The sequence below is a fragment of the Streptantibioticus parmotrematis genome (assembly GCF_019890615.1).
In the GTDB taxonomy this organism is placed as follows: Bacteria; Actinomycetota; Actinomycetes; order Streptomycetales; family Streptomycetaceae; genus Streptantibioticus_D; species Streptantibioticus_D parmotrematis.
Window position 1 is genome coordinate 153890 of sequence record NZ_JAINVZ010000003.1, and the last position, 23204, is coordinate 177093.

At 74.1% G+C, this 23204-nt stretch carries 22 protein-coding genes; 8 read left to right on the top strand and 14 right to left on the bottom strand.

Features of this window, described 5'->3' with window-relative positions; genetic code table 11:
* The first annotated feature begins 63 nt into the window (after positions 1–63).
* From K7472_RS05875 to K7472_RS33360, 6 genes are all read left to right on the top strand, one after another.
* Positions 64–444 (top strand): RNA-binding S4 domain-containing protein, encoded by a 381-nt coding sequence (locus K7472_RS05875; protein ID WP_222974703.1) that lies wholly within the window; start codon positions 64–66, stop codon positions 442–444.
* A gap of 99 nt (positions 445–543) precedes the next feature.
* The gene (locus tag K7472_RS05880) at positions 544–2100 is read left to right on the top strand and encodes an MFS transporter (RefSeq protein WP_308013785.1); all 1557 of its coding nucleotides are present in this window, start codon (positions 544–546) and stop codon (positions 2098–2100) included.
* 51 nt (positions 2101–2151) lie between these two features.
* Positions 2152–2355 (top strand): DUF1918 domain-containing protein, encoded by a 204-nt coding sequence (locus tag K7472_RS05885; RefSeq protein ID WP_222974705.1) that lies wholly within the window; start codon positions 2152–2154, stop codon positions 2353–2355.
* Between the two features lie 206 nt (positions 2356–2561).
* On the top strand, positions 2562–3005 hold the full coding sequence (locus K7472_RS05890) for a DUF6314 family protein (protein ID WP_308013798.1): 444 nt from the start codon (positions 2562–2564) through the stop codon (positions 3003–3005).
* A 113-nt stretch (positions 3006–3118) separates the two neighbouring features.
* Complete coding sequence (locus K7472_RS05895; protein ID WP_222974709.1) at positions 3119–3997, top strand: 3-hydroxybutyryl-CoA dehydrogenase; 879 nt, start codon at positions 3119–3121, stop codon at positions 3995–3997.
* 132 nt (positions 3998–4129) lie between these two features.
* Entirely contained in the window at positions 4130–5029 is a 900-nt protein-coding gene (locus K7472_RS33360; protein WP_222974711.1) for a glycoside hydrolase family 16 protein, read from the top strand.
* Here K7472_RS33360 and K7472_RS05905 read toward each other — a convergent pair.
* From K7472_RS05905 to infC, 8 genes are all read right to left on the bottom strand, one after another.
* On the bottom strand, positions 5007–6383 hold the full coding sequence (locus K7472_RS05905; RefSeq protein WP_222974713.1) for a PP2C family protein-serine/threonine phosphatase: 1377 nt from the start codon (positions 6381–6383) through the stop codon (positions 5007–5009). The genes K7472_RS33360 and K7472_RS05905 overlap by 23 nt on opposite strands.
* A gap of 249 nt (positions 6384–6632) precedes the next feature.
* The gene (pheT, locus tag K7472_RS05910; protein WP_222974715.1) at positions 6633–9122 is read right to left on the bottom strand and encodes a phenylalanine--tRNA ligase subunit beta; all 2490 of its coding nucleotides are present in this window, start codon (positions 9120–9122) and stop codon (positions 6633–6635) included.
* The gene (pheS, locus tag K7472_RS05915; protein ID WP_222974717.1) at positions 9122–10240 is read right to left on the bottom strand and encodes a phenylalanine--tRNA ligase subunit alpha; all 1119 of its coding nucleotides are present in this window, start codon (positions 10238–10240) and stop codon (positions 9122–9124) included. Before pheS ends, pheT begins: the two co-directional genes overlap by 1 nt.
* Before the next feature lie 143 nt (positions 10241–10383).
* The gene (locus K7472_RS05920; protein ID WP_222974720.1) at positions 10384–11514 is read right to left on the bottom strand and encodes a sensor histidine kinase; all 1131 of its coding nucleotides are present in this window, start codon (positions 11512–11514) and stop codon (positions 10384–10386) included.
* 35 nt (positions 11515–11549) lie between these two features.
* Entirely contained in the window at positions 11550–12383 is an 834-nt protein-coding gene (locus K7472_RS05925; RefSeq protein WP_222974723.1) for a TrmH family RNA methyltransferase, read from the bottom strand.
* A gap of 199 nt (positions 12384–12582) precedes the next feature.
* Positions 12583–12966: a 50S ribosomal protein L20 gene (gene rplT, locus K7472_RS05930; protein WP_006141703.1), complete on the bottom strand. Its 384-nt coding sequence runs from the start codon at positions 12964–12966 to the stop codon at positions 12583–12585.
* A gap of 99 nt (positions 12967–13065) precedes the next feature.
* Entirely contained in the window at positions 13066–13260 is a 195-nt protein-coding gene (rpmI, locus tag K7472_RS05935; protein ID WP_109454072.1) for a 50S ribosomal protein L35, read from the bottom strand.
* Positions 13261–13411: 151 nt separating this feature from the next.
* Complete coding sequence (gene infC, locus K7472_RS05940) at positions 13412–14014, bottom strand: translation initiation factor IF-3 (RefSeq protein WP_308013786.1); 603 nt, start codon at positions 14012–14014, stop codon at positions 13412–13414.
* A gap of 395 nt (positions 14015–14409) precedes the next feature.
* On the opposite strand from infC, the gene K7472_RS05945 reads away from it, so the two are divergent.
* Positions 14410–14793 carry a DUF1844 domain-containing protein gene (locus K7472_RS05945; protein WP_222974738.1) on the top strand — a complete coding sequence of 128 codons (384 nt, stop codon included), beginning with the start codon at positions 14410–14412 and terminating at the stop codon, positions 14791–14793.
* Between the two features lie 187 nt (positions 14794–14980).
* On the opposite strand, the gene K7472_RS05950 is transcribed toward K7472_RS05945, so the two are convergent.
* From K7472_RS05950 to K7472_RS05960, 3 genes are all read right to left on the bottom strand, one after another.
* Positions 14981–15730, bottom strand: coding sequence for an SseB family protein (locus K7472_RS05950; protein WP_222974740.1), 750 nt, complete (start codon positions 15728–15730; stop codon positions 14981–14983).
* Positions 15731–15803: 73 nt separating this feature from the next.
* The gene (gene mycP / locus K7472_RS05955) at positions 15804–16994 is read right to left on the bottom strand and encodes a type VII secretion-associated serine protease mycosin (RefSeq protein ID WP_222974742.1); all 1191 of its coding nucleotides are present in this window, start codon (positions 16992–16994) and stop codon (positions 15804–15806) included.
* Positions 16991–17953 carry a hypothetical protein gene (locus tag K7472_RS05960; protein WP_222974744.1) on the bottom strand — a complete coding sequence of 321 codons (963 nt, stop codon included), beginning with the start codon at positions 17951–17953 and terminating at the stop codon, positions 16991–16993. The genes mycP and K7472_RS05960 overlap by 4 nt, the downstream gene beginning before the upstream one ends.
* Positions 17954–18214: 261 nt before the next feature.
* On the opposite strand from K7472_RS05960, the gene K7472_RS05965 reads away from it, so the two are divergent.
* Positions 18215–19417 (top strand): amino acid deaminase/aldolase, encoded by a 1203-nt coding sequence (locus tag K7472_RS05965; RefSeq protein WP_222974746.1) that lies wholly within the window; start codon positions 18215–18217, stop codon positions 19415–19417.
* A 68-nt stretch (positions 19418–19485) separates the two neighbouring features.
* On the opposite strand, the gene K7472_RS05970 is transcribed toward K7472_RS05965, so the two are convergent.
* The 3 genes from K7472_RS05970 to K7472_RS05980 form a co-directional block, all read right to left on the bottom strand.
* Positions 19486–20277, bottom strand: a complete 792-nt coding sequence (locus K7472_RS05970) for a 3-oxoacyl-ACP reductase (RefSeq protein ID WP_222974747.1) — start codon at positions 20275–20277, stop codon at positions 19486–19488.
* Entirely contained in the window at positions 20274–21662 is a 1389-nt protein-coding gene (locus K7472_RS05975) for an aldehyde dehydrogenase family protein (protein WP_222974749.1), read from the bottom strand. The genes K7472_RS05970 and K7472_RS05975 overlap by 4 nt, the downstream gene beginning before the upstream one ends.
* Before the next feature lie 95 nt (positions 21663–21757).
* Positions 21758–23125 (bottom strand): glutamine synthetase family protein, encoded by a 1368-nt coding sequence (locus K7472_RS05980; RefSeq protein ID WP_222974751.1) that lies wholly within the window; start codon positions 23123–23125, stop codon positions 21758–21760.
* Between the last annotated feature and the right edge of the window lie 79 nt (positions 23126–23204).

A 23204-nucleotide genomic window follows, 5' to 3' on the forward strand; every position in this document is an offset into this window, starting at 1 on the left:
GCGTCGCAGCAGGTCGCGCCTGCGTCTTCGGCGTTGTCGGTGCCGCGCCGTAAAGTCGCACGTATGGCAGATCACGAAGGGCCGGTGCGCGTCGACAGCTGGGTCTGGTCGGTCCGGTTGACCAAGACGCGTTCGGCGGCGGCCGCCGCGTGCCGCGCCGGGCACGTGCGCGTCAACGGTGAGCGGGCCAAGCCCGCGCAGCCGGTGCGGCCCGGCGACGAGGTGCGCCTGCGGCACGCGGGCCGCGACCGGGTCGTCGTGGTCACCAAGGTCATCACCAAGCGGGTCGGCGCGCCGGTGGCGGCCGAGTGCTACGTGGACAACAGCCCGCCGCCGCCCCGGCCGGAGCAGGTCGCCGTCGTGGCGGTGCGCGACCGCGGCGCGGGCCGCCCCACCAAGCGCGACCGCCGCGAACTGGAGCGGCTGCGCGGCCCGGGCCACTGACCTGACGCGGCCGACCCGATGTGGCTGACGTGACGTTTTCGGCCTGATGTGGCGTGATGCGGCGGTGCGCCGAGCCGTCCGCTGCGCCACGCTGGAGGGGTGAGCCGGACGGCGACGGACGACGGGGCGCGGGCCGGAGGACTGCGGCTGGCCTCCCCGGCCGGGCGCGGGGTGCTGGCCTGCGCCGTGCTGGGCTCCGGCATGGTGATGCTGGACGGCACGGTGGTCAACGTGGCGCTGCCGCGTATCGGCGCCGACTTCGACGTGCCGCTGTCCGCGTTGCAGTGGACGATCAACGCCTACATGCTGCCGCTCGCCGGGCTGATCCTGCTCGGCGGCGGCCTCGGTGACCGCTACGGGCGGCGCCGGGTGTTCCTGGTGGGGGCGGTCTGGTTCGCCGCCGCCTCGATGCTGTGCGGGCTGGCGCCGGGCGACGCGGCGCTGATCGGGGCGCGCGCGTTGCAGGGGGTGGGCGGCGCGCTGCTCACGCCCGGGTCGCTGGCGCTGGTGCAGGGCTCGTTCCATCCGGACGACCGCGCGAAGGCGGTCGGGCTGTGGTCGGGGCTCGGCGGGGTGGCCACGTCGGTCGGCCCGTTCCTGGGCGGCTGGCTGGTGGACGGTCCGGGGTGGCGGTGGATCTTCTTCCTCAACGTGCCGCTGGCGCTGGGCGTGCTGGCGCTGGCGCTGCGCTGGGTGCCGGAGAGCCGCGACTGGCAGGCGTCCGGGCGGTTCGACGTCTCCGGCGCGGCGCTGGCCGCGCTGGCGCTCGCCGGGATCACCTACGCGCTGATCGACGCGCCGGGCGGCGCGGGGCCCATGGTGGTCGCGGCGGGGTGCGCCGGGGTGCTGCTGGGCGTGGCGTTCGTCGTACGGGAGCGCCGCGCGGCCCATCCGATGCTGCCGCTCGCCGTCTTCCGCTCGAAGGTGTTCGCCTCCGTCAACGTGGTGACGCTGTGCCTGTACGCGGCGATCGGCGGGGTGTTCTTCCTGCTGCCGACCCAGTTGCAGAACGGCCTCGGCTACGACGCGCTGGGCGCGGGGCTGGCGAGTCTGCCGGTGACGATCCTGATGATGGCGCTGTCGGGGCCGGCCGGCGGCCTGGCCCAGCGGATCGGGCCCCGGCCGCTGCTGACGGCGGGGCCGCTGGTGGCCGCCGCCGGGCTGGCCCTGCTGCACCGGGTCCACCCCGGCGGGTCGTACTGGCTCGACGTGCTGCCCGCGGTGGTGGTGCTGGGCCTGGGCATGAGCGCGTTCGTCGCCCCGCTGACCGCGACGGTGCTGGCGTCGGTGGAGGACCGGCACGCGGGGATCGCCAGCGGGGTCAACAACGCCGCCGCCCGCGTCGCCCAGCTGCTCGCGGTCGCCTCGCTGCCGCTGGCGGTCGGCCTGTCCGGCGCCGCGTACCGCTCGCCCGCGTCGGTGGACCGTGCCTTCGGGGCGGCGGTGCTGGTCTGCGCGGGGCTGATGGTGCTGGGCGCGCTGGTGTCGTGGTACGCCGTGCCGTCCGACGTCCTCAGCCGTACGGGCGCGGAACCGGAGGCCCGCGAGGCCGTGCCGCGCTGCTCGGTGCACTGCGCGCCCACGACGCCGCCGCTGGAGCCGGGCCCCGACCGGGACCGGGACGCGGGCGGGGACATACCGGGCAGTCCCGCCTAGACTGCTGTACGGCGGCCCGGACACGTCCCCTCCTGGCGGGAGGCCATCGACATGAACGCACACGAAGGCGACAGGCTGCTGATGCACGGCAGGATCGTCGGCCAGCACGACCGGGTCGGCGAGATCGTGGAGGTGATGGGCACCGAGGGCGAGCCGCCGTACCGGGTGAGGTTCGAGGACGGGCACGAGTGCGTGATGTCCCCGGGTCCCGACTCGGTGGTGCGGCCGGGCGACGCGCCCACCGCGGCGCGCTGACCGCCTCGCTCCGCACCCCGAAGCCTCAGCGCGAGCTCGGCACCCCAAAGCCTCGGCGAAAAGACGACCAGCACACCGGCGTTGGCCCGCCCCCGATACCATCGGGCCGGGAGGCGGACGCGGTGGACACCCATGACGAGACGACGCGACTCGGACCCGTACCGTCGTCGCACGGGCGGACGGGGTCGCACGGGCCCGGCTGCCCGGTGCGCGACACGCTGGCGTATCTCGCCGGGGCCTGGCACGTCGAGCGCCTCGTGCGCGACCTGGACGGCGGTGCCGAAGGCCGGTTCACCGGGCGGGCGGACTTCACCGCCGAGCCTCCGCACGGCGCGCTGCGTCACGTCGAGGAGGGTTCCTTCACCTGGAGCGGGGTGACCAGGCCCGCGACCCGCGAGCACCGTTTCGAGCCGGCCGGCGACGGCACCGCGCTGGTGCGCTTCAGCGACGGCCGTCTCTTCCACCCCCTGGACCTGCGCACCGGGACGTGCGTGGTGGGGCATCCGTGTGCCGCCGACCACTACCGGGGCGAGTTCACCGTGCTCGGCGAGGACCGCTGGCGGGTGGTGTGGCGGGTGTCGGGGCCCGCGAAGGACCTGCTGCTCACCACCGTCCACAGCCGTATCGGGGCCGGTCCGGAGCCGGTGTAGGGTCGCCCGGGTGGGTTACGGGTCCCTGCGACCACCCGCCGGCATGCCACCCCGCGACCCGGGGCGGCGCGAGCTTGGACACGACCGAGGGCAAGAAAGAGGCCAGGCGCCAGATGAGCGATGAGTCGGGAGCGGGCGACATCCGCTTCGTCGGAGTGGTGGGCTGCGGGCAGATGGGGGCGGGCATCGCCGAGGTGTGCGCTCGCTCGGGCCTCGACGTACGGGTGGCGGAGACCACCGGCGAGGCGCTGGAGCTGGGCCGCACCCGCCTGACCAACTCGCTGGGCCGGGCCGCGGAGCGCGGCAAGATCACCGAGGCGGAGCGCGACGCGACGCTGGACCGGCTGACCTTCACCACCGACCTCGGAGAGTTCGCCGACCGCGACCTGGTCATCGAGGCCGTCGTGGAGAACGAGCAGGTCAAGACCGAGATCTTCCAGGTGCTCGACCAGGTGGTGACCCGCCAGGACGCCATCCTCGCCTCGAACACCTCGTCCATCCCGCTGGTGAAGCTCGCGGTCGCCACCTCGCGCCCCGACCACGTGCTGGGCATCCACTTCTTCAACCCGGCCCCGGTGCAGAAGCTGGTGGAGCTGATCCCGGCGCTCACCACTTCCGACCAGACCCTGCTGCGTGCCGAGAAGCTGGTCGGCGACGTGCTGGGCAAGCACGCCATCCGCGCCCAGGACCGCTCCGGCTTCGTGGTGAACGCGCTGCTGGTGCCGTACCTGCTCTCCGCGATCCGGATGTTCGAGGCGGGCAGCGCCACCCGCGAGGACATCGACAACGGCATGGAGATGGGCTGCGCCCACCCGATGGGCCCGCTCAGGCTGTCCGATCTGATCGGTCTCGACACCGTCGCCGCGATCGCGGACTCGATGTACTACGAGTACAAGGAGCCGCTGTACGCCGCTCCCCCGCTGCTCCAGCGCATGGTCGACGCGGGCCGCCTGGGCCGCAAGACCGGCCACGGTTTCTACGACTACGTCTGAGCCGCACGCGCCGACGGGCCGCCGTCTCCTGCGGTGGAGGCGGCGGCCCGATCATGTGAAGTGCCGCGTTCCCGTGTGCCGGACGGGTTCCTTCGGTCACGCTGGTGTGATCCGAGGGAACGGAGGCGTGCGGTGCGAAGGCTCATCGTGGTCCTACTGTCGACGGCCGGACTACTGCTGGGCGGATGCGCACCGGTCCGCACCGCCGCCCAGTCCCCTCCCGCTCCCACGGCAAGGGTCTCCGAATCCGGCGAGGCGGCGCCGTCGTCCGGCTCGTCCCACTTCCACCTGCTGTTCGAGGACGACTTCAACACCCCCGTGCCGAAGGGCGACTTCGCCGACTGCGCGCACGACGTGGACACCCCGCAGGCGTACTGCGCCGACCTGCCGGCCTCCGTGCGGGCCGACTGGTGGGCGTACCCCTCGGGGTGGCCGGACACCGCGAGCGAGGACGGCTACCGGGTGCACGGCTCGTACGACCCGGCGAGTGACCTGTGGATCTCACCGGTCGACGGCGACGGCCAACTGCACATCAGGCTCTGGCGGTCCGCGGCGGGCGGCCCGGTGCACTCGGCGGCCGTGGTGCCCAAGAAGCTGATGGACCGCACGTACGGCAAGTTCGAGGAGCGCTTCCGCGTCTCCAGGGCCGCGCCCGGCTTCAAGGGCGCGCACATGCTCTGGCCGCAGGACGACAACGCGTGCCCCAACTGCGAGGACGACTTCGCCGAGGGCGACTGGGACGGCCGCATCTGGGGCTACGCGCACCACCAGGGCATGGCGGGCGGCGCGCAGGACCAGTACACGACGGGCGCCACGTGGACCTCCTGGCACACCACCGACATCGTGTGGACCCCGGGCAGCGTGGAGTTCCTGCTCGACGGGAAGGTCGTCGGGCGCTCCACCCGGGGCGTGCCGGACCAGCCGATGTCGTGGATCATCCAGAACGAGTCCGCGCTCAACGGGCCCTCCGCGGCGCCGGGTTCGTGGGCGCAGCTCGACATCACCTACGTCAAGGGCTGGTCGTACAGCTGAGTTCGGCCGTGCCGTCCGTGGGACGCGACGCGGGGCGCCCGTCCGCGTGGGCGGGGTCCCGGCGCAACGCCAGCAGCGCGACGTCGTCCGCCGGGCGGCCACCCGCGTGCCGCAGCAGCGCGTCGCGCACCGCCGCGACGAGCCGTTCGGGGGCGAGCGGGCCGTCGCCGGTGGTCGCGTTCCCGGCGGCGTGCTCCAGCGCGGCGGGCAGCGCGAAGAACTCCCCCGCCGCGTCGCGGGCGTCCTCCGCGCCGTCGGTGTGCAGGAACAGCGCCTCACCGGGCCGTAGTTTGCCGTGCTGGACGCGCGGGCGCTGGGCGCCGGGGTCGAGTACGCCCAGCGGCGCCATGGGCCGGGCGCAGGACAGCGGCGTGACGCGCACGGGCCTGCCCGGCGCCGCCCGCACCCGATGCGGCCAGGGATGGCCGCAGTTGAGGGCGGTCAGGGTGCCGTCGCGGCGTACCTGGAGCAGCAGGACGGTGGCGAACTCCTCGCCCACCGCGGCCTGTCCGCCGCCGCCCGGCCGACCGGCGGCGGGGTGGTCCGCCTGGGCGCGCTCGCGCAGGTGGCGGGCCATCGAGCGCTCCAGCCGCCGCAGCACGCCGTCGAGCCCGGGTTCCTCGTGGGCGGCCTCCCGGAACCCGGCGAGCAGCGCCGCGACCGTGGCGAGCGCGGGCAGTCCGTGTCCGCGCACGTCGCCGAGGACGACCCGGACGCCGTACGGCGTGGCGAGCACGTCATACAGATCGCCGCCGACCTGCGCGCCGTCCTGCGCGGGCAGGTACGCACCCGCCACCCCGAAGCCGCCGATCCGGTGCGGCAGCGGACGCACCAGCGTCTGCTGGGCCGCGACGGCGACCTCCCGGACGCGTTCCAGTTCGTCGGCCAGCCGGGTGCGCCGGCCGCAGACCAGGCAGCCGGCGGCCATGACCGTCAGCACGGCGAGCGCGGTGCCCGCCCGCGTCACCAGCACGGCACCGTGGTGACCGTCGACGGCTCTGCCGAGCCCGGAGAAGGGCAGCAGCCCCAGCAGCGCGCAGGCCCCGCCGAGCAGCACGCAGCGGCGCCGTCCGCTGCCCGCGCAGGCCACCGCGGGGGTGGCGGCGAGCAGGGGGACGAGCCGGGGACCGCCGGGCACGACGGCTTCCAGGGCCACCACGGCTCCGGTCCACAGGGCGGGCAGCACGAGGACCAGGGCCTGGCGCAGGCTCGCCCGGCCGCCGGTCAGGGCGCGCGCCAGGGCCACTCTTCCGAGCGCCGCCCGGGCCGCACGCCGCGCACCGCCTTCCGCCCCGCTGCCCGCGCCATGACGTGCACCGTCGCACGCGGCGGTCGCTGTGCTGGTCCGGGTCATCCGACGGCTCCCCCTCATGGCCGCGGCCATGGTCGGTGATTGCGAGCCCCTTGCCGCGTCCGGTCGATTCTCGCGACCGTGCGCGCGCAAACCACCACCCTGGGTAGGCAATTCACTCGTTCGAGCTACGGAACTCTCAGGCTCACGTCCAGGGTGAGACTCGCCGTTCCCGAGTACGTGTGAGGGGGCGCGCTCGGATCACTCCGGGCGCGCCCCCTCACGGCACTCAGCGGCAGACCCGCCCCCGGGTCACACCCCGCGCAGCACGGCCCCCGTGCGCTCGGCGGCGCGTTCCACCGCCGCGTCACGGGCGGCGGACGCCTCCTCGGCGGTCAGGGTGCGGTCGGGGGCGCGGAAGCGCAGCGCGTACGCCAGCGACTTGCGGCCCTCGCCGATCTGCTCACCGGTGAAGACGTCGAACAGCCGCAGCGATTCGAGGAGTTCGCCCGCGCCGTCGCGCAGCGCGGCCTCGACCTCGGCCGCGGCCACGCCCGCGTCCATGACCAGGGCGACGTCCTGGGTGGCCACCGGGAAGGTGGACACACGCGGCGCGCGCAAGGGACCGCCCTTGGCGCGCTCCACCAGGTCGAGGTCGAGCTCCATCGCGCTGGTGCGCTCCGGAAGGCTCATCGCCTTGATGACGCGCGGGTGCAACTCGCCCGCGTGGCCGACCAGTTGATCACCCACGTGGAGAGCGGCGCAGCGGCCGGGGTGCCAGGGCGCGAACTGCGCCTGGCGGACGGTCAGTTCGAGGTCGGCCTCGCGGGCCACGGTGCGGGCCGCCTCGACGGCGTCCGCCCAGCTCGCGCCGTACCCCTTGCCCCACCAGCCGGCGGGCTCGCGGGAACCGGCCAGCACCACGGCGACGTGACGCGGCTGGTGCGGCAGCGCGGCGTCGAGGGCGGCGATCTCCTCGGCGGTGGGACGGCGGTCCACCGGCAGCTTCGGCGGCAGCGGTTCGTCGCCGGTGGGCAGGAAGACCAGGCCGGTCTCGAACAGGGCCAGGTCGTGCGCGCCCCGGCCCTCGTTGCGGCGCAGCGTGGCGAGCAGTCCCGGCAGCAGCGTGGTGCGCAGCCCGGGCTCCTCGTCGGACAGCGGGTTGACCAGGCGCACCGTGCGGCGGCGCGGGTCGTCCTTGTCCAGGGCCAGCTGGTCGAAGGACGCCTCGCCGACGAACGGGTAGGCCTGCACCTCGACGTAGCCCGCTGCGGCCAGCGCCCGGCCGACCCGGCGGCGCAGCAGCTGGCCCTCGGTCAGGCCGTGCCCGGACGGCGGCTTGGGCAGCGTGGAGGGCAGGTTCTCGTAGCCCTCCAGCCGGATGACCTCCTCCGCCAGGTCGTTGGGGTCGCGCAGGTCGGGCCGCCAGCTGGGGACGGTGACGACCAGCTCGTCGGAGCCGTAGACGTCGCAGCCGACCTGCTGGAGGCGGCGCACCACGGTCTCGCGGCCGTACGAGGTGCCCGCGACGCGGTCCGGGTGGTCGGCGGGGATCGCGATGGTGTGCGGCGCGGACGGCGTGATCACCTCGGTGACCCCGGCCTCCGCGGTGCCGCCGGCCAGCAGCACCAGCAGGTCCACCGTGCGCTGCGCGGCGGCCGAGGTGGTCAGCGGGTCGGTGCCGCGCTCGAAGCGCTTGGCCGCCTCGGAGGACAGCTTGTGGCGCCGCGAGGTGCGGGCGACCGCGACCGGGTCGAAGTGGGCGGCCTCGATGACGATCTCGGTGGTGGTGGCACCGGTGTCGTCGATCTCGGTGTGGGCGCCGCCCATCACACCGGCGAGCCCGATCGGACCGGAGTCGTCGGTGATCACCAGGTCCTCGGCGTCCAGGGTGCGCTGGGTGCCGTCCAGCGTGGTGAGCTTCTCGCCCCGCGCCGCGCGGCGCACCCCGATCGTCCCCTTCACCCGGGAGCGGTCGTAGGCGTGCAGCGGCTGGCCCAGCTCCAGCATCACGTAGTTGGTGATGTCGACGGCGAGCGAGATCGGCCGCATGCCCGCCTTCTGCAGGCGCCGCTGGAGCCACAGCGGGGAGACCGCGTCAGGGTTGACGTTGGTCACCGTGCGGGCGGTGAAGCGGGTGCAGCCGATCGGGTCGGCGACCTCGACCGGGTAGCCGTGGGCGTTCGGCGTGGGCACGTCCAGCAGCGCGGGGTCGCGCAGCGGCAGCCCGTAGGCGGTCGCGGTCTCCCGGGCGATCCCCCGCATCGACAGGCAGTAGCCGCGGTCGGGGGTGACCGCGATGTCCAGCACCTCGTCGACCAGTTCCAGCAGCTCGATCGCGTCGGTGCCGGCCTCGTGCTCGGGCGGCAGCACGATGATGCCGTCGTGGTCGTCGCCCATGCCCAGCTCGCGGGCCGAGCAGATCATGCCCTCGGAGGTCTTGCCGTAGGTCTTGCGGGCCGAGATCCGGAAGTCGCCGGGCAGCACGCCGCCGGGCAGGATGACGACGACCTTGTCGCCGACCCGGAAGTTGGTGGCGCCGCACACGATGTTCTGCGGCTCGCCCGAGCCGTTGGCCTTGCCGACGTCCACCTGACAGAAGCGGATGGGCTTCTTGAAGCCGCTCAGCTCCTCGATCGCCAGCACCTCGCCGACGACCAGCGGGCCGACGAGGCCGGCGCCGAGCCGCTCGACCCTCTCGACCTCGAGGCCGGCGGCGACCAGTCGCTCCTGCACGTCGCTGCCGGTGGTGCCGGCGGGCAGGTCGACGTACTCCCGCAGCCAGGAAAGCGGGGCCCGCATCAGATCTCCATCCCGAACGGAAGGGTGAAGCGCACGTCACCCTCGACGATGTCTCGCATGTCCTCGATGTCGTGGCGGAACATCAGCATCCGCTCGATACCGAAGCCGAAGGCGAAACCGCTGTACTTCCCGGGGTCCACGCCGCAGGCGGTGAGCACCCGCGGGTTGACCATGCCGCAGCCGCCCAGCTCGATCCAGCCCTCGGAGGAGCAGGTGCGGCACGGGCGGTCCGGGTTGCCGACCGACTCGCCCCGGCACACGTAGCAGACCATGTCCATCTCGGCGGACGGCTCGGTGAAGGGGAAGAAGTTCGGCCGCAGCCGGGTGCGCATGCCCTCGCCGAACAGCGCCTGCACCATGTGGTCCAGGGTGCCCTTCAGGTCGGCCATGGTCAGGCCCTCGTCGACGGCGAGCAGCTCGACCTGGGTGAAGACCGGGGTGTGCGTGGCGTCCAGCTCGTCGGTGCGGTAGACGCGGCCCGGGCAGATCACGTAGACCGGCGGCTCCTGCCCGATCAGGGAGCGGATCTGCACCGGGGAGGTGTGGGTGCGCAGCACGACACCGGACTCGGCCACGCCGTCGCGCTCGACGAAGAAGGTGTCCTGCATCTCGCGCGCCGGGTGGTCCGGCGGGAAGTTCAGGGCGTCGAAGTTGAACCACTCGGTCTCGACCTCGGGGCCCTCGGCGACGCGGTAGCCGAGCGCGGTGAAGACGTCCGCGATGCGGTCGGCGAACGCGGTCATCGGGTGGCGCGCGCCGGCCGGGCGGCGGTCGTACGGCAGCGTGACGTCCACCGCCTCCTCGACCAGCACGCGCGCGTCGCGCTCCGCCTCCAGCTCTTCCTGGCGGGCCTTGAGCGCCTTGTTGACCGCGCCGCGGGCCTGGCCGACGCGCTTGCCCGCGTCCGCCTTGGCGTGCGGGGGCAGCGCCCCGATCTCCCGGTTGGCCAGTGCCAGCGGGGAGCGGTCGCCGGTGTGGGCGACCTTCACCTCGCGCAGCGCCTCCAGGTCGCTCGCGGCGGCGATGGCGGCGACCGCCTCGTCGCGCATCCGCTCGATCTCTTCCGGTTTCAACGCCTCGACCTCGACAGGGTCGTACGACTTGTTGGGTGCCGACATCTCTTCCCGTGTTTCCGGTTGGGGCTGGCGCGCGGGGTCCCTCACGTGGACCGCGTACGGCCCGGGGGGCCAAAGGCCGATTCTACTGGGCCGCGGCCCGCCGCCCCGCGCGTGGATCAGCAGGTGGACGCCCGCCGGGACGCTCAGGCCAGGAAGGCCGGGGTCGCGGCGGGCAGGACGAATCGGAACCGGGCGCCGCCACCGGGCGCCCGGCCCGCGGTGATCGTGCCGCCGTGGGCCTCGACGATGCCCTTGACGATGTACAGGCCCAGGCCGGTGCCGCCGCGCCGGTTCCCCCGCCAGAAGCGGGTGAAGACGCGGCCGATCGACTCCTCGGGGATGCCGGGGCCCTCGTCGCTCACGGTGACGGCCGTTCCCTCCGCGTCGGATGTGCCGGACGCACCCGGTCGTGGCGCGGGTGCCACTTCGATGGTGACGGTTCCCGCGCCGTGGCGCACCGCGTTTTCCAGCAGGTTGACCAGCACCTGCTGGAGCTTGTCGGGGTCGGCCCACAGCGACGGCAGCGGGTCGGCCACCAGGACGCGGAAGCGGTCGGCCGGGGTGCCCGCGGCGATGTGGGCGTCCACGCGGTGCTTGACGGCGGCGGCCACGTCCACCGGCTGGCGGCGCACCTCCAGGCGGCCGACGTCGATGCGGGAGATGTCCAGCAGTTCGGCGATGAGCCGGGTGACGCGGTTGGCGTCCGCGTCCACGGTCTGCAGCATCAGCTTCTTCTGGTCGTCGGTGAACCGCTCCCACTTGGCCAGCAGCGTCGCGGTGAAGCCCTTGACGGAGGTGAGCGGGGAGCGCAGTTCGTGCGCGACGGTGGCGATCAGCTCGGCGTGACTGCGTTCGGTGCGGCGGCGCGACTCGGTACCGCGCACCGCGACGACCAGCCGCACCACAGGGCCGGTGGGCCGCTCGCGCACGTAGCGGGCGGAGACCAGTACCTCGCGCCCGCCGGGGAGCAGCAGGTTGCGCTCCGGCTGCCCGGTGCGCACGGCCAGGCCCCGGTACGGGTCGGTCAGCGCCCACCAGCCGCGGCCTTCGAGGTCCTCCAGCGGCAGCACGCGGTCGTACCGCTCGCCCAGCGCGTCGGCCGGGCGCACCCCGGTGATGCGGGCGGCGGCCGCGTTGAAGCAGGTCACCCGCCCGGCGTGGTCGGCGACCATCAGCCCGTCGGGCAGGTCGTCGGGGTCGAGGCCGCCGGGCGCGGGCCGCACGGGACCGGCGGGCGGATCACCGGCAGGACCGGCTCCAGTCGTCACGTCCATCCCCGCATCCCCTCCCGGGCCCCAGGGGCGACACCCTACTGGTCGGCGGCCACCGTGCGGCACCCTCCGGGTGCGCGCTGTGCTCGGGCGGACGCGTAGAGGCACACCGCGGCGGCCGTGGCGAGGTTCAGGCTCTCCGCGCGCCCGTGCAGGGGGACGCGCACCACCTCGTCGGCGAGCGCGCGGGTCTCCTCGGGCAGCCCCCACGCCTCGTTGCCGAAGATCCACGCGGTGGGCCCGCCCATGGTGCCCGCGTCCAGCTCGCCGTCGAGGTCGCGCTCCCCCGCGCCGTCCGCCGCGAGCAGCCGCACCCCGGCCGCCCGCAGGCCGCTCGCGACCTGCTCGACGGGGACGCCGACGGCCACCGGGAGGTGGAAGAGGCTGCCGACGGAGGCGCGCACGGCCTTGGGGTTGTAGAGGTCCACCGACGCGTCGGTGAGCACGACCGCGTCGGCGCCCGCGGCGTCCGCGCAGCGCAGCACGGTACCGGCGTTGCCCGGGTCGCGGACGTTGGCCAGGACCGCGACGAGCCGGGGGGCGCCGCGCAGGATCTCCTCGAACGGGGAGTCGAGGAAGCGGCAGACGCCGACGATGCCCTGCGGGGTGACGGTGTCGCAGACCTCGGCCACCACCTCGTCGGTCGCGGTGAACACCCGCGCGCCTCCGCTGTCGGCGGCCCGCACGACGTCCGCGTGCCGCTCGGCGGCCTCCGGCGTCACGTAGACCTCGACGAGGTGGCCGACGGCCTCGCGGACGGCCTGCGGGCCCTCGGCGAGGAAACGCCGCTCCCTGCCGCGCGTGCTGCGCCTGGCCAGGCGTTTGGCGGCGGCGACGCGGGGGTTGCGGGGCGAGGTGAGGTCAGGGGTCACGGTGCGCGCGCTTTCGGTGGTCGGTGCGGGCGGTGGCGGTACGGGCCGGGGTGCGGGAGGGGTCCGTCGCCGACAGGGGGCCCAGGACAGCCGAGGACCCGCAGGCGTGCACCTGCGGGTCCTGGGTCCTGCGCGACGTCCCGAGGGCTTTCCGGAAACCGGCCGGAAGGCCCGCGATGTTACGGGCGAAGGGCGCGGGTCACGCGGCCTTCGGGGCGTTCACGTCGCTGGGGAGGGCCTTCTGCGCCACCTCGACCAGGGCGGCGAACGCGTTGGCGTCGTTGACGGCCAGCTCCGCGAGGATCTTGCGGTCCACCTCGACGTTGGCGGCCTTCAGACCCTGGATGAAGCGGTTGTAGGTGATGCCGTTGGCGCGGGCAGCGGCGTTGATGCGCTGGATCCACAGCTGACGGAAGTCGCCCTTGCGCTTCTTGCGGTCGTTGTAGTTGTAGACGAGGGAGTGGGTGACCTGCTCCTTCGCCTTGCGGTACAGGCGGGAGCGCTGCCCGCGGTAGCCGCTGGCCTGCTCGAGGATTGCCCGGCGCTTCTTGTGGGCGTTCACTGCCCGCTTGACGCGTGCCACTTGGTAACTCCTTGTTGGGGACCGCGGTGGGTGCTCACACGGCCCGAAAACGATTGGTCCCGGTCTGAGGGATACGCCTCCGCCAGGAGGGCGCGTCCGTTACTTGCCGAGAAGCTTCTTGATCTTCTTGGCGTCCGCCGGGGCCGCCTCGACGGTGCCGGTCAGGGCACGGGTCTTGGTGGACGGCTTGTGCTCCAGCAGGTGGCGCTTGCCGGCGCGCTCCCGCAGCACCTTGCCGGAGCCGGTGAGCTTGAACCGCTTGCTCGCACCGCTGTGCGTCTTGTTCTTCGGCATGGCGCCGTAGTCTCCTCGTCGCTGGCCCTCCCGTCCGCCGGTCACGACGGACGGAGAGCGTCAGTTCTGCATTACCGCGACGCGACGACCGCAGGGGTCATCGCACCGCCTGCCCGGAACCAGGGCTCCGGGGCTCCTCTCGGCCTGGGCCTCAGCCGGCGTCGGCGGGAGCCTGAGCCTGCTGCTCGTGCTCCTGCTCCTGATCCTGCTCCGACTCGTCCTGCTGCGGCTGGCGACCGGCCTTGCGGGCGGCCTGCGCCTCGCGGGCCTCGGCCATCGCCTCGGTCTTCTTCTTGTGCGGACCGAGAACCATGATCATGTTCCGGCCGTCCTGCTTGGGGTTGGACTCGACGAAGCCCAGGTCCTGGACGTCCTCAGCGAGCCGCTGGAGCAGCCGGAAGCCCAGCTCGGGCCGGGACTGCTCGCGACCACGGAACATGATCGTGATCTTGACCTTGTCGCCCTGCTTGAGGAACCGGACGACGTGACCCTTCTTGGTGTCGTAGTCGTGCGGGTCGATCTTCGGCCGGAGCTTCATCTCCTTGATGACCGTGTGCGCCTGGTTCTTGCGCGCCTCACGGGCCTTCATGGCCGACTCGTACTTGAACTTCCCGTAGTCCATGAGCTTGCACACGGGCGGGCGGGCGGTGGCCGCCACCTCGACCAGGTCGAGGTCGTACTCCTGTGCGAGCTCCAGGGCCTTGGCAAGCGGCACGATGCCGACCTGCTCGCCACTGGGACCGACGAGTCGCACCTCGGGGACGCGAATCCGGTCGTTGATGCGGGGCTCGGCGCTGATGGGGCCTCCTCGGTTTCACCACGCGCCGTCTGGCGGACAGCGCGCGACTTTGAGTCTCTTGTACCTACGACCCCGTACCTCGGACGCCAAAAACGCCCCGTACGGGACACAGGCGGGGCTCCTCACAACCGGGAGCACCGCCGCGTTTATTCCGCGGGGCGCATCGGACGATCACGGCGTCGTCGACGCCGCACCGTCTGACCGGAACCCGCCGGCCCGGGGGCCGGTCAGGTGGGAGTTGGAGCTCCACTTGCGGGCCGGGCACAGGAGTGTCCGGCCGGTCGATCCACCAGCATACCAGCCGTTGACCGGCGGCAGTAATCGCCCGAACGGGGCCTATCGTGTGCGTCATGAGCGACACCACCCCGCACCCCGACGGCCCCGCCGCGCAGCAGCCCGGCGCCGACTTCGACACGATGACCCGCGACATCGCGGAGGTGCCCGCGGTCGAGGTGATCACCACGGTCGCGGTGCACCTGATGAGCGCCGCCGCGGTGAACCTGGGGCTGGCCGAGGAGGGCGGTCAGCACAAGGACCTCGACGAGGCGCGCAAGCTGATCACCGCGCTGGCCGGGCTGGTCACCGCCGGTGCCCCGGAGATCGGCTCCTACCACGCCGGTCCGCTGCGCGACGGGCTCAAGTCGCTCCAGCTGGCGTTCCGCGAGGCGTCCGTCGTCCCGGACGAGCCGGGTCAGGGCCCGGGCGAGAAGTACACCGGGCCGGTCTTCGGCTGACGGCACCCCGTCCACGGGACGGGCGACGAGGGCGGGCGCGCCGGGCGCCCGCCCTCAGTGCTGTCCGTGCCCGCTTTCCGTGCTGTCCGCGCCAGGCCTCACCGCTGTCGGCGTACGGCCTCACCGCTGTCGGCGCACGGCTGAGTGCCATCGGCGTGCGGACATCCGCTGTCGGCTTGCGCGAGCGTCAGCGCGCGAACAACGGCTCGCCCGGCACCCGCGCCTCGGGCGGCAGCAGCGCGAGGTCCAGGCCGCGCACCAGCCGTGCCCGCAACGCGTCGTGCCCGGCCAGTGCGGAGGCGACCCGCTGGGCGACGACGACCACCTCGGTGCCCGGTGCCAGCACCAGGCAGAGCGTGCCGTCCGTCGGCGCGCCGTCCCCGCCGCGCGGCGGGGTGAGGTGGGCGCGGACCACCTCGGGCTCGGCGGCCAGCGTCTCGCGCAGCGCCTCGGCGACGTCCGGGTCGGTCAGCGGGTCCACCCGGTCCCGGCCGGAGGCCAGCGAGTGCAGCGCGGGGCCTGACAGGACGTAGCGGGCCGGGCCCGCCATGTCGATCAGCAGGGTGTCCGCCCCTTCGTGCGCGAGCGCGGCCAGCGCCTGCCGGAACGGCACCGCGACCGGCCGCGCGTCGGCCCGCCAACGGGCCAGCGTCTCGACCGAGGTGAACGCGGGCAGCGCGCGGCGGCCGTCCGGCGCCTCGATGGTCGGCACCGCCATGTCGCTGGTCTTCTCGCGCCTGAGCCCGTCGGGCCCGGTCTCGACCTCGCCCAGCAGCGCGACGACGGGCACCAGGAGCCGTGCGGCGGGCAGTGCGGCGAGCACCTCGGGTTCGGCCGCGGGGTCGTGCGCGTACGCCTCCAGCGCGGCGCGCAGCCGGGGGTCGGCGCTGCCGTCGTCGTCCGCGAAGCCGGGGTCCGGGATGTTCTTGTCAGCCACGGCACGAGGGTATCGGCGCGGGCCCGCCGCCCGGCGCGCGGGCGGCCCGGACCCGCAGCGGCGCGCGGGCCGTTCAGCCGCGCAGCCGCCAGACGTACACCCGCAGCGCCCCGGCGACCGCCAGCAGGCACAGCCCCGCGATCGCGGCGGCCGGAGCCAGCCCCGAGGTGCCCGCCGCCACGGTCCTGGGGGCGCCGGACGCGGGGCCGGAGCCGAAGTAGCGGTGGGCGTAGGCCGCGGCGGCGGGCTTCTGCGCGGTGGGCCGCAGCCGGGCCGCGGCGGCCAGTGCGGCCACCGGGTCGACCACCCCCGCGCCGACCGCGTCGTCGCGCCCGCCGGAGGGAGCGTCGGTGGCCGTCGTCTCCAGCAGGGTGCGGATCTGGCCGGGGCTCAGCCGGGGGTACGCGGAGCGGATCAGCGCGACCACGCCGGAGACGTAGGCCGACGCCGCCGAGGTGCCCCAGCCCTCGTAGTAGTCGCGGTCCGGGTCGGCGATCACCACGTCGACGCCGGGCGCCCCCACGGTCGCGTACCAGCGTTCGGTGGAGAAGGCGGCGCGGTGCCCGTAGCGGTCGACGGCGGTCGCCGCGATCACGCCGGGGTAGGCCGCCGGGTACGAGGCGGGGTCGCCGCTCTGGCCGCTGTTGCCCGCGGAGGCGACGACCACGATGCCCTTGTCCAGCGCGTACTGGATGGCGTCGTCCTCCGCCGCGTCGGGGTGGGCGGTCTTGCTGTCGTCGCCGAGCGAGAGGTTGATGACGTCGGCGCCGTGGTCGGCGGCCCAGCGGATGCCCTGGGCCAGGGCGCCGCCGCGCGTCTCGCGGGCCTGCTGCCGCTTGGGGTCGGTGTCCTCCAGGATCACCCGCACCGGGAGGATCTTCGCCCGCGGCGCGATCCCCATCACGCCCTCGCTGTCGCCGGGCCCGTGTCCGTGGCCCGCGATGATCCCGGCCATCGCGGTGCCGTGCCGGGCCCAGGAGGAGTCGCCGCGCTTCGCGCCGAAGCCGACCAGGTCGGTGCCGGGCAGCACCTGGCCGGTGAGGTCGGGGTGGGTGCCGTCCACGCCGGTGTCGAGCACCGCGACGGTGACACCCTCGCCCTCGCTGGTGCGCCACGCCTGCGCCGCGCGCAGCGTGGTCAGCGGCCACTGCTGGTCGCGTATCGAGTCGGCCCGGGCGGCGGGCGCGCCGGGCAGCAGGGCCGTCGCCAGGCACGCCAGCAGCACGGCGACGACCGCGTGGGCCCGTCGCGTTCCGCGCCTCACGGTGCCCCCTGTCCGGCCGGGGTCGGGCCCGGGTCGAGCGCGTCGGGGACGGCGGCGGCGTAGCGGCCCGCGATCGCCTGCGCGAGGCCGGCCGCGTCGTCGCCCAGGCCGGACTGCGCGGGGACGGTGGTGGCGCCGCGCACGGTGGCCGCGGCGGCGGGCTGGGGCGCGTCGACGCTGCGGCCGTCGGCGAAGCCGCTGACCGCGTAGACGACGAGCGGGAGCGTGGCGGAGACGTTGACCGTCCAGCTGGCGCGCTGGGCGGCGCCGAAGCCCGCCGCGTCCGTGCCGGGGAAGGCGACCGGCCTGGGCAGGGCGTCGGTGCGGTCGCCGAGGTGCGAGGCGGTCCAGTGGGTGCTGAACGCGGCGGTGGCGGCGGGGTCCGCGGTGGTGACCAGGATGCCGACGGTGGTGACGTCGCTGGAGGTCGCGTCGGTGTACGTGGCCCGCAGCAGCCGCGCGCAGCCCAGCGGCGCGAGCGCAGTGGCGAGCGGCGGGTCGAAGGCACCAGCGCAGCCGCCGTCGGGGGCAACGCCGACCCGGGTCCAGGTGCGGTCGGCGCCGCCCGGACCCGCGTCGGTGCCCTTCACGGTGGGCGGGAAGAGAGAGTCGACCGGGGCGCTGTGCCAGGCGGAGCGTGCCTCGGTGAAGGCTCGGGCGGCGACGTCGGATCCGGTCTGCGCCTCGGCCGGGTTGTCGACCCAGTGGCCGATGAGGGCTCCGGTCAGCAGGCCCACGCCCAGGACCAGGCAGATCCCGGCGGCGACGGCGGCCCTGGCCGCCTTCCCGGCGTTCGCGGCCCGGCGGGCGATGCCCTGAGCCGAGGGCGCGGGCGGCGCGAACGGCTGCCCGGGGTGGGGGCCGTAGGCGGGTGGCGCGCCGTGCGGGATGCCGGGCGGGTGGGGCGGGCGTGGTGGCGGAGCGGGGCGCGGCGCGCCATTGTCGACTCCGGCTCCCACCCGGTGCCCCCTCCTGGCCGGTGCGTGCAGGCCACGCGTACGTGACGCCGGACCTGCGGCGGGACCGGCTGGCGGTAACTCTACGGGTTGCGCCTGTGGGTCGGCGCCCGGTCCGGCCGCCTCGCGCCGCCCGTGACACCGGTTCGGCCGTCCTCCCGCGCCGCGCGGGACGCCGGTCCGGCCGCCCCCGCGCCGCCGTGACCCGTGTGCCGGGTCGCCGTGGGGCTTGTCCGGCGGGCGGGCACGGTGCAAGCTGCCCGCATGTCTGATCGCGCCGCCGACCGGGCCCGCTACGACCGGGCCACCGCCCATCTGGACGCGCCGCTCGCGGTCGTGGACCTGGACGCCTTCGACGCCAACGCGGCGGATCTGGTGCGCCGGGCGCACGGCAAGCCGATCCGGGTGGCGAGCAAGTCCGTGCGCTGCCGTGCCCTGCTGGAACGGGTGCTGGCGCACGACGGGTTCGCCGGGATCATGTCGTTCACCTTGGCCGAATCCCTGTGGCTCGCGCGGGCCGGGTTCGAGGACGTGCTGTTGGCGTACCCCTCGGTGGACCGCGCGGCCTACACGGAGTTGACAGGCGATCAGAAGCTCGCGGACGTGGTGACCGTGATGGTCGACGACGTCGCGCAGCTGGACCTGATCGACGCCGCGCGCGACGGGGTCGGCCAACAGGTGCGTGTCTGCCTGGAGTTGGACACCTCGTTGCGGCTGCTGGGCGGGCGGGTACGCATCGGGGCGCGCCGCTCCCCGTTGCGCGAACCGGCCCAACTCGCGGCGCTGGCACGGGAGGTGACACGCCGTCCGGGGTTCCGGCTGGTGGGGCTGATGGCGTACGAGGGCCACGTCGCCGGGGTGGGGGACGACGTCGTCGGGCAGCCGCTGCGGTCCCGGGCGGTGCGCCTGATGCAGTCGGTCTCCCGCCGGGAGCTGGCCGCCCGGCGGGCCGAGGTGGTGCGGGCGGTGCGCGCGGTGGCGCCGGAGCTGGAGTTCGTCAACGGCGGCGGCACCGGCAGTGTGCAGCACACGGCGGCGGAGGACGCGGTCACCGAGATCGCGGCCGGGTCCGGGCTGTACGTGCCGAGGCTGTTCGACAACTACACCTCGTTCCGCGGGCGTCCGGCGGCGTTGTTCGCCCAGCCGGTGGTGCGGCGGCCCGGGGTGGGCGTGGTGACCGTGCTGGGCGGCGGCTACCCGGCCTCCGGTGCGGCGGGCCCCGACCGGCTGCCGGAGCCGTACCTGCCGCGGGGGCTGGCCTACGACCCGCAGGAGGGCGCGGGCGAGGTGCAGACGCCGCTGCTGGGGTCGGCCGCCGACGACCTGCTGATCGGCGACAAGGTGTGGTTCCGGCACGCCAAGGCGGGCGAACTGTGCGAGAGGTTCGCGCAGTTGCACCTGATCGAGGGCGACCGGGTGACCGCGACGGTGCCCACGTACCGGGGCGAGGGCCTGACGTTCCTGTGATGTGACGTGACGTCAGGTCATCGGCCCCGGCTCGCGGGCGGCCGGCGCGGATCACACCGGGGTGCGGATCACACCGGGGTGACGTAGGCGCCCGCGATGCCGCCGTCGACCAGGAACTCCGAGCCGGTGATGAACGACGAGTCGTCGCTGGCCAGGAAGGCGACCGCGGCGGCGATCTCCTCGGCCTCGGCGAACCGGCCCAGCGGGATGTGCACCAGGCGGCGCGCCGCGCGCTCCGGGTCCTTGGCGAACAGCTCCCGCAGCAACGGGGTGTTGACCGGCCCCGGGCACAGCGCGTTGACCCGGATGCCCTCGCGGGCGAACTGCACGCCCAGCTCCCGCGACATCGCCAGCACGCCGCCCTTGGACGCGGTGTAGGAGATCTGCGAGGTGGCGGCGCCCATCACCGCGACGAACGAGGCGGTGTTGATGATGGAACCCTTGCCCTGCCGTTGCATGTAGGGCAGCGCGGCCTTGCAGCACAGGTAGACGGAGGTGAGGTTGACCTCCTGGACGCGGCGCCAGGCGTCGAGGCCGGTGGTGAGGATGGAGTCGTCGTCGGGCGGCGAGATGCCCGCGTTGTTGAAGGCGACGTCCACCGAGCCGTAGGTGTCGTACGCGGTCTTGAACAGCGCCTCGACCTGTTCGGCGTCGGTGACGTCGACCCGGACGAACAGGCCGCCGACCTCGTCGGCCACCGCCTTGCCCGCGGTCTCGTCGATGTCCGCGCACACCACGTGGGCGCCCTCGGAGGCGAGGCGGCGCGCGGTGGCCAGCCCGATGCCGCTGCCCGCGCCGGTGACGACGGCGGTACGGCCGGGCAGGCGGCGGCAGACGGGGGTGGGGTGCTGGTCGGTCACGGTCGGCTCTCCTCGGTGCTGATGAAGACGTTCTTGGTCTCGGTGAAGGCGGTCAGCGCGTCGGGGCCCAGTTCGCGGCCGAGGCCCGATCCCTTGAAGCCGCCGAAGGGGGTCCAGTAGCGCACGCTGCTGTGCGAGTTGACCGACAGGTTGCCCGCGGCGACGGCGCGGGAGACCCGGATCGCGCGGCCGACGTCGCGGGTCCACAGCGATCCGGCGAGCCCGTAGGAGGTGGCGTTGGCCAGCCGTACGGCGTCCGCCTCGTCCTCGAAGGGCAGCACCACGGCCACCGGCCCGAAGATCTCCTCGGTGACCGCGGGCGCGTCCGGCGCGAGGCCGGTGAGCACGGTCGCCGGGTACCAGAAGCCCTTGCCGGACGGGACCTCGCCGCGGATGGCGGCCGGGGCGTCCTCGGGGACGTGGGAGCGCACGCGTTCGCGCTGGGCGGCGGAGATCAGCGGGCCCACCGCGGTCGCCGGGTCGGCCGGGTCCCCCACGGTCACGCCCAGCACGGCGGGCACCAGCAGCTCCATGAACCGCTCGTACACGGAGCGCTGCACCAGGATGCGGGTGCGGGCGCAGCAGTCCTGGCCGGTGTTGTCGAGGAACGCCATCGGCGCGGCCAGCGCGGCGGCCTCGATGTCGGCGTCGGCGAAGACGATGTTGGGGCTCTTGCCGCCGAGTTCCAGCGTGACCCGCTTGACCTGCGCGGCGCAGCGGGCCATGACCTGCTTGCCGACGGTCGTGGACCCGGTGAAGACGATCTTGGCGACGTCCGGGTGGTCGACCAGCGCCGCACCCGCGACCGGGCCCGCGCCGGGCAGCACCTGGAAGAGGTGCTCGGGCAGGCCGGATTCCAGGGCGAGTTCGGCCAGCCGCAGGGCGGTGAGCGGGGTGGTCTCGGCGGGCTTGAGCACGACGGCGTTGCCTGCGGCGAGCGCGGGGGCGGTGGCCCAGCCCGCGATGGGCAGGGGGAAGTTCCACGGCACGATGACGCCGACGACGCCCAGCGGTTCGTGGAAGGTGACGTTCAGGCCGCCGGGCACCGGGATCTGCGCGCCGTTGAGGCGCTCCACTCCCCCGGCCGCGTACTCCAGCAGGTCGCGGACGTTGCCCGCCTCCCAGCGCGCGTTGCCGATCGGGTGGCCCGCCTCGCGGACCTCCAACGCGGCCAGTTCCTCGCGGTGTTGGTCCACGACCGCGGCGAACCGGCGCAGCAGCCGGGCCCGGTCGGCGGGGGCGGTGGCGGCCCAGGCGGCTTGCGCGCGGACGGCGCGGGCGACGGCGGCGTCCACCTCCTGCGGCGAGGTGGCGGGGACGGTGGCGATCAACTCCTCGGTCGCCGGGTTGAGTACGAGGTGTTCCGTGGGGTGCTGGTCGGGCACGGGGGTTTCCTTTGGCTGCGGGGCTCCGGGGACGGCGGGCGGCGGACTGCCCGGCTCCGGGGGCGGGCTCGTCGCGTCGCCTGCGGTCGGTCGCGTCACATGCGTTCGAAGGAGCGGAAGCGTTCCCAGTCGGTGACGGCGCTGTCGTACGCGTCCTGCTCGACGCGGGCCATGTTGGCGTAGTGGTCGACCACCTCGTCGCCGAAGGCGGCCCGGGCGAGCGGTCCGCCGCTCCACAGCTCGGCGGCCTCGCGCAGGGTGGCGGGCACGTGGGCGGCGTCGGCGCGGTAGGCGTTGCCGGTGCAGGCCGCCTCCAGGTCCAGCCGCTCGTCGACGCCGTGCAGCCCTGCCGCGATCAGTCCGGCGACGGCGAGGTAGGGGTTGACGTCGCCGCCGGGGACGCGGTTCTCGAAGCGCAGCGAGTGGCCGTGGCCGACGACGCGCAGGGCGCAGGTGCGGTTGTCGGGCCCCCAGGCGACGGCGGTGGGCGCGAAGGAGCCGGGGCGGTAGCGCTTGTAGGAGTTGATGTTCGGCGCGTACAGCAGGGTGAACTCGCGCAGCGCGGCGAGCTGTCCGGCGAGGAAGTGCCGCATGGTCTTCGACATGCCCGCCTCGCCGCTGGGGTCGGCGAAGACCGGGTGTCCGGCCTCGTCGCGCAACGACAGGTGGATGTGGCAGGAGTTGCCCTCGCGCTCGTCGTACTTGGCCATGAAGGTGAGCGACTTGCCGGACTGGGCGGCGATCTCCTTGGCCCCGGTCTTGTAGATGACGTGCTGGTCGCAGGTGGTGAGCGCCTCGTCGTAGCGGAAGGCGATCTCGTGCTGGCCGAGGTTGCACTCGCCCTTGGCGGACTCCACCGTCATGCCCGCCGCGGCCATCTCGTTGCGGATGCGGCGCAGCAGCGGCTCGACGCGGCCGGTGCCGAGGACGGAGTAGTCGACGTTGTACTGGTTGGCGGGGTTCATGGCCCGGTAGCCGCGGCTCCAGGCGTCCTCGTAGGAGTCGTTGAAGACCATGAACTCCAGCTCGGTGCCGACGTGCGCGCTCCAGCCGCGTTCGGCGAGCCGGTCGAGCTGGCGGCGCAGGATCTGCCGCGGGGAGGCGACGACCGGGGTGCCGTCGTGCCAGGCGAGGTCGGCGGTGACCAGGGCGGTGCCGGGGTTCCACGGGGTGCGGCGCAGGGTGGAGAGGTCCGGGTGCATGGCGAAGTCGCCGTAGCCGCGTTCCCAGGAGGACATCGCGTAGCCGTCGACGGTGTTCATCTCGGCGTCGACGGCGAGCAGGTAGTTGCAGCCCTCGGTGCCGTGGTCGAGGACGTCGTCGAGGAAGAAGCGCGCGGCGAAGCGCTTGCCCTGGAGGCGGCCCTGCATGTCGGTGAAGGCCAGCACGACGGTGTCGATCTCGCCGGAGTCGACCAGGCGGCGCAGTTCATCTGCGGACAGCGGCGGCGTACGGTCTGCCACGGGGTGAGCCTCCTGTCGGTGGACCGGGAGCTATAAGGTATGCACAGAGACCTTTGGTTGGGAAGAGGGCGCGGGAGGA